Raw genomic sequence first — 11,531 nt, 5'->3', positions numbered from 1 at the left:
TGCAATTCCTTTCTGCATCTGGTACATCGTTTTCGAAATAACTGTAGCATTCATTTGTCTGTGAATCCGATTGCACAGTTAAAAAAGCCTCAGCGTAGCCCGCTACGCCGCCCTCATTCGGATAAAATCTCCCACAAACTGGGACTCGCAGCTCACGAAAAGCCTTTTTCAAACACGCTCTAACGCAGATGAAAGAAGTATGAAAAAAATGTAAGATAAGAAGTAACTATTCAGCAGGTAGTAACTGTGAATGTACTGGACTACTGGACAGTTACGATAAGAAAAGAAAGGAACAAGCATGGCTCAATACGATACCACATGGTTTGAAAAAGGACTTGCCGAGCTGGAGATCACATTAAATGAAAAACAGATCGAACAGTTTCTGACCTACTATGAACTTCTGGTGGAATGGAACAAAGTGATGAACCTGACGGCCATTACCGAATACGAAGAAGTCATCACCAAACACTTCCTGGACAGCGTAGCGTCTGTCAAAGTGTGTGATTACAGCAAACCGATGAAAATCCTGGATCTTGGAACAGGCGCCGGATTTCCCGGCATACCGTTAAAAATCGCTTTTCCGGATCAGGAGATCGTCCTTCTTGACTCCCTGAACAAGCGTGTTAAATTCCTGAACACCGTCATTGAAACCCTCGGTCTCAAAGGAATCCGCGCTATCCACGGAAGAGCCGAAGACTACGCCCGTCATGCAGACTACAGAGAACAGTTCGATCTGTGTGTATCACGCGCTGTAGCCAACCTGAGTACGCTATCCGAATACTGCCTGCCCTATGTAAAAACAGGTGGTCACTTCATACCGTACAAGTCCGGCAGAATTCAGGAGGAACTGACCGAAGCCCAAACCGCCATCAAAATCCTTGGCGGCAGCCTGGAAAAAACCGAAAAATTCCAGCTGGCAGACACCGACATGGAAAGATCCTTCGTAGTCATCCGAAAAATCCAACCAACCGGAAAAAAATTTCCAAGAAAAGCCGGCCTTCCATCAAAAGAACCGATTAAATAACAAAAGAACTCAAGAAAACCCCGTGAGAAGCCGAAAAACGGCTCAAAACGGGGTTTCTTTGCACAAGTCAACAAACATATCGGATCAGATAGTAAAAACGTCAATATAGGGAAAATACGAGAAAAGTAAAAAATAAGATCATTAGAAATTAGTGGAAGAAAACAAAACGTTATATACCATAAAATTGAAAACTGAAATAAGACATAACCCCGTGATCGGATCTGAAAATAACTATGAAACAATAAAGACGGAGAACAGATGTAAAGCGTCAGGTATGCGAAGCTGAAAACAGGGCAGAGAAAAATCACTCCCATGAACACTCTTCTACTACGCGCATCTAAAATTCATACAAATCATATAAGATATTCTTTCGAAAATGATTTTAAAATATCAACTCTGAATGTAGGCCATAAATGTAACCCCATAACATTCCGTCTACACCGTGCCACACATTTTAACTCGCGCATTTCCTGAGCTATTCTCCAGTCAAAAAGCCAAAAATCTCCGTCCCCAACAGCTCCCATAAATATCAGCCAATAACGTTCCCCATACACCTCCTCTCCAGCTTTGAATACCCAGCTCAGATCCCTCGTATCTTCCCCAGATGAGCCGCTTGTCGAGCACGAGTTTGAGACTACAGGCTCAAACCGAGCGCAGACCCGGCCACCTGGGGAAGATAAGAGGAACCTGAGCGTCCGAGTATTCAAAGTCGCACACATTTCACAAAGAAAACACAAACATTTCGAAACTTCATCACACTTTTTATATAAAATAATACCAATAAAGGAGGTAACAAACTGTGATAGAAGTGAAGAATTTAGTAAAGAAATACGGTGATCACATCGCTGTCGATCACCTGTCATTTCACGTGGACAAAGGTCAGATCTACGGTTTCTTAGGTCCAAACGGTGCCGGAAAATCAACAACCATGAACATTATGACCGGCTATATCGCATCCACATCCGGCGAAGTCCTGATTGACGGACACAACATCCTTGAGGAGCCGGAAGCTGCGAAAAAATGCATCGGATACCTGCCGGAGCAGCCACCGCTGTACTTTGATATGACGGTAGCTGAATACCTGAAGTTCGCTGCAGAACTCAAAAAAGTTTCGAAATACGAAAGAGAAACCCAGATCGAACAGGTCATGGAACTGACAGGCATCACCGCGATGGAAAACCGTCTGATAAAAAATCTGTCAAAAGGATACAAACAGCGGGTAGGACTTGCCCAGGCGATCCTCGGCTATCCTGAAATCATCATCCTTGATGAACCAACCGTAGGACTTGATCCAAAACAGATCATTGAGATCCGTGAACTGATCAGGAAACTCAGCGAAGAACATACCATTATACTAAGTTCTCATATTCTGTCAGAAGTAAGTGCTGTGTGTGATTACATCATGATCATCAACCACGGTAAACTGGTTGCGAGCGATACCACAGAAAACCTGATGAACCATTCACTGGGAAGCAACACCCTGGAGCTTACCGTAAAAGGAGAAAAACAGGATGTTGAAAAAATGTTGCGCGACGTAGAAGAAATACAAAAATTAGAGTGGAAACCGGGAGAAAACGAAAAAACAGTAAGTATGGTGATCACAACAGAAGAAAAGACGGATATCCGTGAAAAACTGTTTTATATGATGGCAGAAGCCAAGATGCCGATCATGAATATGCAGTTTACGAAAGTATCCCTCGAAGACATCTTCCTTGAACTGACACAGAACGAAACAGCCCCTGTTCCGGATGAACAAGACACCAAGCCGGAGTCTGCACCGAAAGATGAGACCGGTACAGATACGGAAAAAGAGAATGAAACAGAACAGGAGGCTCATGATGAAAGCAATTTATAAGAAAGAAGTAAAAAGTTATCTGACCTCTATGATCGGATATGTATTTATATTTTTCATTCTGCTTCTGGAAGGCATCTATTTTACTGCCTATAACCTGCAGAATGCCTACCCGTTATTTGGAACCACATTAAGTGCCGTTACCTTTATTTTTCTGATTCTGGTGCCGGTTCTGACGATGAAAACGATTGCAGAAGAACGGAAACAGAAGACCGATCAGCTGCTTTTGACAGCTCCGGTATCAGTCAGTGAGATTGTTCTTGGAAAGTTTCTGGCAGTAGCTACGGTTTATGCGATCCCGGTACTGATCATCTGTCTGTACCCGATGATCATGGGAAAATATGGTACCGTATCTTATGCGATGGCATATACGGCAGTGCTCGGGTTTGCCCTTCTTGGATTTGCCCAGATCGCAGTTGGAGTCTTCTGGTCCTCCGTTACAGAAAATCCGGTCATTGCAGCAGTCGTAACCTTTATCGTACTGTTTGTCTGCTATATGATCACGGGTATCGGATCTCTGATCCCGGACAGTTCCATGGCGTCTCTGGCGTGCTATATGCTTCTGGTGCTGCTGGCTGCTGTGTGGATATACCATATGATCCGGAATCTGTGGATCGCAGCAGTTATCGGTATCGCAGGAGAAGCGGCACTTGCCATCACCTATGTGGTAAAATCCACACTATTTGAGGGAAGCATTCAGAAATTCCTGGCTGTTTTCGATATTACCAGTCACTTTGATAACTTTACCAACGGTATTCTGGACCTGCAGGGAGTGGTATATTTCCTGTCTGTGATCATTATTTTCCTGGTTCTTACGGTTCAGACCATTACCAAGAGAAGATGGAATTAGGAGGCTGGAAGAATGAAAATCAATATCAAAAAGAAATTAAAATCGGCGGGAAGCACCATCAAAGGAATGGGAAGCATCGATAAAAAATCCCTGAAAAACGGTTCTTACAGTATGGGAATCACTGCTATTGTGATCGCGGTGCTGGTCGTTATCAACCTGATCGTTGGACAGATTCCGGAAAAATATACCCAGGTGGATGTAAGTACCCAGAAGCTGTATACGATCTCTGATACGACAGTGAAGTATCTGAAAGATATGAACACGGATGTTACGATCTACCATATCGTACAGTCAGGAAAAGAAGACTCGGTACTGGAAAAAATGCTGATCAGATACGAAGAGGAGTCCAAACATATCAAAGTAGAGAAAAAAGACCCGGTGTTATATCCGAACTTTACTTCACAGTATACCAGCGATGATGTGGCAGATAACAGTCTGATCGTGGTTGCAGGGGAGAAGAGTAAGGTGATCAGTTACAGCGATCTGTATGAAACAGAAATGGATTATACAACCTACCAGACCAACACTACAGGGTTTGACGGGGAAGGACAGATTGACAGTGCGATTTCTTATGTCACTTCCGAGAATCTGCCGGTAATATATACGCTGGAAGGTCATGAGGAACTGGAATTAAACAGCAGTCTGACAGACAGCCTGCAGAAAGCTAATTATGATGTACAGAGTCTGAATCTGCTGACACAGGATGCGGTTCCGGAGGACACCGGATGCCTGCTGATCGCGGCACCGCAGAAAGATCTTTCTGAAGAAGAAGCACAAAAGATCATTACCTACATGGAAGCCGGCGGAAAAGTGATGATTTTTACAGAATATACCGGAACAGATATGCCGAATCTGAAGAGTGTACTGGAAAATTACGGTGTAACCACAGGGGACGGTGTGATCATGGAGGGAGATACCGGACATTACATTATGCAGAGACCGTACTATATTGTTCCGACTATTGACAGTTCTGATATTACTTCCGACATTAAGAGTAACAACCGCTATGTGCTGGCACCGATCTCACAGCCGGTAAAAACACTGAGCGATTACCGTGATACGCTGCAGATTTCTTCTCTGTTATCAACATCTGACGAAGCGTATATAAAGACAGATGTACAGAATATGACCACATATGAGAAAGAAGACAGCGATGAAGAAGGCAGTTTCCAGGTTGGTGTTTCTGTAACCGAGCAGGTGGATGATGATAATACCACACAGCTGGTGTGTTTCGGCTGTGCCAGCCTTCTGGACGAAGCTACCGATCAGCAGGTATCCGGAGGCAATACGGATCTGGTGCTGGCAGCGCTGGGCTGGATGTGTGAAAACGATGCACCGGTCATCGATGTGACGAGCAAGAGCCTGACCATGAGTTATCTGACTGTTCCACAGTTTGATGCGGCATATTGGAGTATCATCGTGTGCGGTGTGATCCCGGTGGCATTTCTGCTGATCGGTACGGTGATCTGGTTTAAGAGGAGAAAACAGTAATGAAGAAAAAAAGGGGCTTATTTGTAATTCTTGCGGGGGTTGTTCTTCTGTGTGTCTTGATCGTGTGTTATTTTGCACTGTTAAAAGCGAACAGCAGTGAGGAAGAGACAACGGAAGAAGAGACCACGCAGGAAGAAGTGGCGGCAATCGCCAGTGATGATATCAGCACATTGACTTTTGAGGCGGGGGATCAAACAGTCACCTTCCAAAAAGCGGAAGACAGCTGGACACTGGAAGGTCAGGAGGATTTTCCGGTGGATGCTTCGAAAGTAGACAGCGTAGTATCCTGTCTGGCATCCGTCAAAGCGGATCGTACCCTGACGGATGTGGAGGATCCGGGAGAATACGGTCTGGACGTTCCGACCAATGTGATCGAGGTGGTAAAAACAGACGGAAGCAGCGAAAAGATTACAGTTGGTGACAAGAACAGTTCCACCGGTAATACGTATATCTGTCTGAATGATGATGCTTCAACCGTGTATACGACCAGTACGGATTTTGGAAGCACTTTTTCAGGCGGCCTGTACAATTATGCAGAAAGTGAGAGTTATCCAACCATCACATCTTCAACGATCAGCAAGATTGTTGTGAAAAAAGACAACAATTCGTATACGGTTACGAATAACGGAAAGTCTTCTACAGGCTGGTATGTACAGGAAGAGGATAACAAGAAACAGGAAGCGGATTCCACGCAGGTGGGAACCCTGCAAAATACCGTTGCCGGCCTTAGTTTTGCCGGATATTACAACTACAACTGTACGGACTGGGCAACATATGGCCTTGAGAAGCCGAAAATGGCCCTCACAGTCGATTATACCGAAGAAGTGGAAGCTGAATCCACAGACGACGCAGAAAGCGATTCTGATGCAAATACGGACGATACAGACGATTCAGGTGAAACTACCACAGAAACCGTGGACAGAGAACTGGTTCTGTATGTGGGAAATATTAACGAAACCGATGGAAATTATTATGTGAGACTGGGTGACTCCGGTGAACTTCACGGAATTTCTCAGGCATCCCTGGATACGCTGATGAACGGAAAAGCATTTGACTACTGGAAAACATCTATTGATTCTATGACGATCAGTGACCTGGATCATCTGGATGTGACCTATCAGGGAACCACTTATACACTGAAACGGGTTGTAACAGAAGAAAAAGTGGAGAAAGATAAGAGTGAAGACACAGACAATGATGCAGATGATGATACAGATGCGGACAGCGAGGACGTAGATGACGAAGAAGAGAAGAAGACCGTGACCACTTACTATGTGAATGATCAGGAAGCAGACAGTGATAACTTCACCGCGTTCTACCGGGCAGCAGCAGCTATGGTATGCCAGAACCGTCTGGAAGAAAATACGACAAAAGGTGATGCGGAACTTACACTTTCTTATCATGGAACGGACGGAAGTAAGATTACAATCTCCTACACGCCAAGAGATTCCAGTTTTTATGTGATGGAAGATCAGGATGGAAACTGCGGTCTGGTTAATAAAATGAATGTAAAAGATCTGATCGATACGTTCCTGACACTGACCGAAGGTGAAAAATAGTTGTAACAAAACATAAAATAAAAAAAGAAACCGGATGGTTTCTTTTTTTATTGCGTTGCATATCAATAGTTGGTCCGGTGGACCGATTTTGATTGAACTGATTTAACTGATAATACGACTCATGTTCTTTACTGCGCTTTCAATCAGTGCATTTGCGTTATTGACATAAATAACATCCTGAATATTGTTATCTTTTACAAGATCGACCAGGTTGCCACTGAAGTAACGGTAGTCGACAACGTGTACGGTCTGGTAACTGTTGACCAGGAATGGTATGAAAGCGTTACCGTAAGATTCCTTGATAACTACGCAGGATGATCCGTCGGTGATGTTCGGGTTATCGATGCGTTCGTACGGCTGATCACCGCAGATGAAGCACAGATATTTGTTGGCTTCGGAGTACTTCGTTGCATCTGAGACTACATATCCCGATACCTGTTGTCCATCTGTATTGGTGTAAGTCAGATCATTGCAAGTCGGTGTGTAGGCAACAACCGTATCCGGATTATTTTTCAGTGTTTCAGACTGATTACTGTACTGATAGAAGGAACCGACGAATCCCGGATATTCGCTCTTCGTGTAATCGGTCAGAGGAGAAGGCGTCATGCCTTTGGCTTTCATCAGCTCTTTGTAAGCATAGTAGGCACCGTCAGCGGTCCAGTGATGGTCCGTTTTAAAGTAAAGATATTCACTGTTATGGTTCTTTAAGGCATCCAGAACAGCTACCTGGTTGATGGAAGCATCCAGATGTCCGTTTACATAAGCAAATGTGTCTTCCTGGCTGTTGGAGCCGACTTTCTGCTGATTTTCCTGATCGATATTGACTGCGATACTGGTAGGAACCAGAATATCATAAATGGTTGCGATATCTTTTAACTGGGTGGCAGCAGAGTTCATCATGTTGATGTAAGCGTCTGCGCCCGCCCGGCTGAAGCCGTAAAGTTCAAAACCGCGGTTATCGGCGATATAGATGGTTCCCAGTCTTTCCGGTTCCGCATGGATGGTTCCGTCCTCTTCCTGAATATCTTCTTCAGGTGTTGGAGTGGGGGTGGTTTCCATCTCTGCATCCGCATCCGGGATCTCATCCCCCTGTGCAGCGTCTCCGTAGATTTCCTGTGTGGTGATACCATAGAATTTTTTCATGCTGGCATTGGCACGCATCAGTTTCTCACGGAACGGAAAGGTATCTGCATACCAGGTGCTGATGTCAGAGAAAAATCCGCCGTTTAACACGGTAGAAACAGTTGGTTTCGGGAATTTGGAAAGTTCACGCTTCTCCAGTTCCGATTCTTTCGGTCTAAGAGGAAGCAGAAGTCCGATAAAAGCGATCACAAAAAGGAACACGAAGAAGGTTCGGATTCCGATCTGCCAGAATCGCTTGTGGACGGCATTGTTTTTATTAATAAATTTTTCTTTTTTATTTGTATTCATGTTCAGACAGATCCTTTAAAACTGGAAGTATAAAAATGGATTGTAACTGTTTCCGACCAGCGCAAGGAGTGAAAGAATCAGCAATACAGGAGGTATTACAATCTCATATGCGTAGGTCAGATAAGGAATCCGGTAATGCACAAGGTCAAGTCGTTTGATGTAAGTGCCTATATTTTTCAGCAACGGTGTGGAAGCGATGATACAGAAAATCAGCAGATACAGATTATTCTGGAAAAGAACAGAGGTCGAAAGATCGATAAAACCGTTGTGGTTCAGACCAAACATTCCTTTCAAGATAGCTCCAAGATTGCCCAGAGATTCACAGCGGAACAGCACCCATCCGAAGTAAACCACGACCATGGCATACAGATGGCTCACAAAGCGCGGAAGGCGGGAAAACTTTTCCAGAAGGAAGGTGTTCTCCATGTAGATGAACAGGAAGAAATACAGTCCCCAGAAAATAAAGTTCCAGCTGGCTCCGTGCCAGAATCCGGTAAGTCCCCAGACAATCAACAGGTTGATGGTACGTCTGCGGGCACCTTTTCGATTACCACCGAGCGGAATATAGACATAATCACGGAAGAAGGTTCCGAGGGAAATATGCCATCTGTTCCAGAACTCTTTGATGGAACCGGAGATGTACGGGTAATTAAAGTTCTCGTCGTAGTGAAAACCGACCATAAGCCCCATACCGATTGCCATATCGGAATAGGCAGAAAAATCAAGATAAATCTGCAATGCATAGAACAACATACCAATCCACAGACCGGCTGCAGGAATCTCGGCGATGTCCTTGGCGAGTGTTGGAACCAGGGTATCTGCTACAGATGCACAGCCGTTTGCCAGAATAGCTTTTTTGGCAAGCCCAATGGTAAAACGTTTGATACCCCTGTATAATTCATCCGTTTTCACTTTACGGTTCTCAATCTCATCAGCAACCAGCTGGTAACGAACGATTGGTCCGGCGATACACTGATGAAACAGGGAAGCATACAGCAGCAGATTTACGAATTTGCGCTGCGGTGCCACTTCCTCGCGATATACGTCGATGACGTAAGAGAGCAGCTGGAAAGTGTAGAAAGAAATACCGATTGGCAGAGCAATCTGCGGAATTTCTTTTGGAAAATGGAAGATCGTGTTTGTGATGGATGAAAAGAAGGTCAGATATTTGAAAATACAAAGCAGACCTAACATAAATACACAGTCACAGATCAAAAATATTTTACTCAGTCCTTCTTCCCGGTACTGATCAATCAATAAGGCGAACAGCCAGGAGGCAAAGACCATGCTGAGCAGAAGCAGAAGATATTTCGGTCCTCCCCAGGAGTAAAACACCAGAGAAAAACCGAGGAGAACCATATTTTTCCGCTTAATACCATCAGCAAAATGATAGGCGATCAGATTTAACGCCAGAAAGAAAAAAACAAAAAATAAGCTCGAAAAAACCATAAAACTCCTTTTGTATTTGCAGATGTAAGCATAATGAAATTGTGTGCAGAAAAGATTCTGCGCTGGGTTAGCGGGTAAGATTTTCAGATCGTTTAAGAAAGGCATATACATTCTTGATACCGTCTGTCGGGCACTGTTTTGCATGGAAAATCGTGTGTAAATGATATAAGTAATCAGTAAAATAGATATCAGTTGAATGTAAAAACATATGTATCTATGCCATGATGCGACGAAATTCCACATAAACCAACAAAAAAGTGCTGTACCTATTATAATATAATAACAGTGTAAGCATGTCAACAAAATAACAGGTGAAAAAGATGGGAAAACCGTTGATTTTAAAGGGATTTTGGAACGTTAGAAGATTGAAAAAATATCGACAGAAAAAATTAAAAATTGGCAGGGAATGTGGTAAAAGTAAAAAAAATATTATGTAAACTTTCAGAAAAATATAAAATGAAAGCAATGAAAACGACAGAAAAGCAAGAATACCTTTTCGAATATTCTTGCTTTTTCTTTAAAAATAGTATATCGTTTTCGAAATAACTGTATCATTCACGTAGGATACAGCTATTTCAAAAACGATATACTGGATATTTTAGCATTGGACGATAGAATTTATGAGGCAAAAAAGATGTTAACAGCTTCCAGTACCTGTTCGGGTGCTTCTATCTGAGGCAGGTGTTTGGTGCTTTTTATCATCTCGGATTCGATTGCGGGATTAATAGAAGTATATAAAGCAACACTTTCTCTGGCACGGGGTTCAGAATCACCCTCCAGGATATAGATACTGTTGTCAATGGTCTTCAATGCGTGACTGATATTACAGTAAATGTACTTCCCGGTAATGCTCGCGAGCAAGTACTTTCCGGCACCATTTTCCAGGTGCGAGGACTCATAATAGAGATCTTCCAGTTCTGTATCTACATGAAATGGGTTATGAAGATACTTTTCGGTAAATGCCAGATCAATATTTGGACGGGAATTCAGAATGTTATAAACCAAAGTACCAATCAGAGGAAGTTCAAGCAGAAATTTAGATGCTTTGGATTGTCTGTCAGGAATCTGATTCAACACTGCGAGATCTTCCGGGTTGATCATCATGATTCGGCGGATAATGGATGAATCATTTTTGCATGCCATGACAGCAAAAGAACCGGATAATCCACTGGTCAGTACATCCGTTGGCTGTTTGATAACAGCTTTGATAAAATCGGTGATCAACTGAACATAAAGAAAGTTTGTATAAGTGATTTTCGGACGATCAGAACATCCACAGCCCAACAGATCCATGCAGTATACTGTGTGATCTTTTGCGAGCTGCTTTTTGAGAAATTTCCATTCGACAGAGCTGCTTGCAGGGGAAAGATCATGTAAAAGTAACAGTGGAGAACCGGAACCTTCAATCGTGTAATGAATGCGTCCAAATTTCCAGTCGTAGAAATACTGAGATTTATTATGCAACGCATTGCGGATTACAGCGGAAGCGTTGATCAGTTTATTTATAGCAAAAATACCAGCACCGGTCATAGAAGTCAGAATGCTGATTGTTAGTAAGCGCTGAACATTTTTCTTCATGATAGATTACCTCCTTGTTTGAATGGCAATTGTTATATCTATTATAATTCATACGGAGAAAAGATACAAACATTTTTTAAATCTCTTAGTGGAAAAGCAGATGATTTATAACTGTTTACAGGTAATGTCGAGAGAGACCTTTTAATATAAATATGCCGTAACTGTTCAGTACCTTCACAGTTACGAGCCAAAATGCATTTAAACGATAAAATCACGCTTTGCGAGTTTTTATCGTTATCGCGGCACTCCTCAAGGTTCCGTGCAAGCACGGACTTTGACTCGTTGCTCGCGTAAATC

At 43.2% G+C, this 11,531-nt stretch carries 9 protein-coding genes and 1 pseudogene; 6 read left to right on the top strand and 4 right to left on the bottom strand.

Features of this window, described 5'->3' with window-relative positions; translation table 11 throughout:
- The coding region (locus tag MSA64_RS12235) for a DUF6783 domain-containing protein (protein ID WP_442945321.1) at positions 1–151 on the bottom strand (151 nt) is incomplete at its 3' end.
- Here MSA64_RS12235 and MSA64_RS12075 point away from each other — a divergent pair.
- From MSA64_RS12075 to MSA64_RS09675, 6 genes and pseudogenes are all read left to right on the top strand, one after another.
- Positions 98–214, top strand: a pseudogene (locus tag MSA64_RS12075) (DUF6783 domain-containing protein); the annotation flags it as partial. The gene MSA64_RS12235 and the pseudogene MSA64_RS12075 sit on opposite strands and share 54 nt — an antisense overlap.
- 84 nt (positions 215–298) lie before the next feature.
- A complete protein-coding gene (gene rsmG, locus MSA64_RS09695) occupies positions 299–1,024 on the top strand; it encodes a 16S rRNA (guanine(527)-N(7))-methyltransferase RsmG (RefSeq protein WP_154432760.1) in 726 nt (241 codons plus the stop codon).
- A 799-nt stretch (positions 1,025–1,823) separates the two neighbouring features.
- Positions 1,824–2,879 (top strand): ABC transporter ATP-binding protein, encoded by a 1,056-nt coding sequence (locus MSA64_RS09690; protein WP_287891477.1) that lies wholly within the window; start codon positions 1,824–1,826, stop codon positions 2,877–2,879.
- Positions 2,863–3,726, top strand: coding sequence for an ABC transporter permease (locus MSA64_RS09685; protein WP_118619842.1), 864 nt, complete (start codon positions 2,863–2,865; stop codon positions 3,724–3,726). Before MSA64_RS09690 ends, MSA64_RS09685 begins: the two co-directional genes overlap by 17 nt.
- Before the next feature lie 12 nt (positions 3,727–3,738).
- Positions 3,739–5,217, top strand: coding sequence for a GldG family protein (locus tag MSA64_RS09680; protein ID WP_277663572.1), 1,479 nt, complete (start codon positions 3,739–3,741; stop codon positions 5,215–5,217).
- Positions 5,217–6,776 (top strand): DUF4340 domain-containing protein, encoded by a 1,560-nt coding sequence (locus MSA64_RS09675; protein WP_154432762.1) that lies wholly within the window; start codon positions 5,217–5,219, stop codon positions 6,774–6,776. Before MSA64_RS09680 ends, MSA64_RS09675 begins: the two co-directional genes overlap by 1 nt.
- Positions 6,777–6,878: 102 nt before the next feature.
- Here MSA64_RS09675 and MSA64_RS09670 read toward each other — a convergent pair whose 3' ends face one another.
- The 3 genes from MSA64_RS09670 to MSA64_RS09660 all read right to left on the bottom strand — a co-directional run bounded on the left by MSA64_RS09670 (position 6,879) and on the right by MSA64_RS09660 (position 11,234).
- Entirely contained in the window at positions 6,879–8,207 is a 1,329-nt protein-coding gene (locus tag MSA64_RS09670; protein ID WP_287891474.1) for a DHHW family protein, read from the bottom strand.
- 15 nt (positions 8,208–8,222) lie between these two features.
- Positions 8,223–9,656, bottom strand: a complete 1,434-nt coding sequence (locus MSA64_RS09665; RefSeq protein WP_106492092.1) for an MBOAT family O-acyltransferase — start codon at positions 9,654–9,656, stop codon at positions 8,223–8,225.
- A gap of 618 nt (positions 9,657–10,274) precedes the next feature.
- Positions 10,275–11,234, bottom strand: a complete 960-nt coding sequence (locus MSA64_RS09660; protein ID WP_022171411.1) for an alpha/beta fold hydrolase — start codon at positions 11,232–11,234, stop codon at positions 10,275–10,277.
- Positions 11,235–11,531: the final 297 nt, after the last annotated feature.

Origin of the sequence: Oliverpabstia sp., assembly GCF_022785585.1 — a bacterium.
In the GTDB taxonomy this organism is placed as follows: domain Bacteria; phylum Bacillota; class Clostridia; order Lachnospirales; family Lachnospiraceae; genus Oliverpabstia; species Oliverpabstia intestinalis.
This window is presented reverse-complemented; position numbering and strand designations above follow the sequence as displayed.

Excerpts from the sequence above, each read along its gene's own strand:
- rsmG (WP_154432760.1), top strand. The coding sequence starts at position 299 with ATGGCTCAATACGATACCACATGGTTTGAAAAAGGACTTGCCGAGCTG.
- MSA64_RS09685 (WP_118619842.1), top strand. The coding sequence starts at position 2,863 with ATGAAAGCAATTTATAAGAAAGAAGTAAAAAGTTATCTGACCTCTATG.
- MSA64_RS09680 (WP_277663572.1), top strand. The coding sequence starts at position 3,739 with ATGAAAATCAATATCAAAAAGAAATTAAAATCGGCGGGAAGCACCATC.
- MSA64_RS09675 (WP_154432762.1), top strand. The coding sequence starts at position 5,217 with ATGAAGAAAAAAAGGGGCTTATTTGTAATTCTTGCGGGGGTTGTTCTT.
- MSA64_RS09670 (WP_287891474.1), bottom strand. The coding sequence starts at position 8,207 with ATGAATACAAATAAAAAAGAAAAATTTATTAATAAAAACAATGCCGTC.
- MSA64_RS09665 (WP_106492092.1), bottom strand. The coding sequence starts at position 9,656 with ATGGTTTTTTCGAGCTTATTTTTTGTTTTTTTCTTTCTGGCGTTAAAT.
- MSA64_RS09660 (WP_022171411.1), bottom strand. The coding sequence starts at position 11,234 with ATGAAGAAAAATGTTCAGCGCTTACTAACAATCAGCATTCTGACTTCT.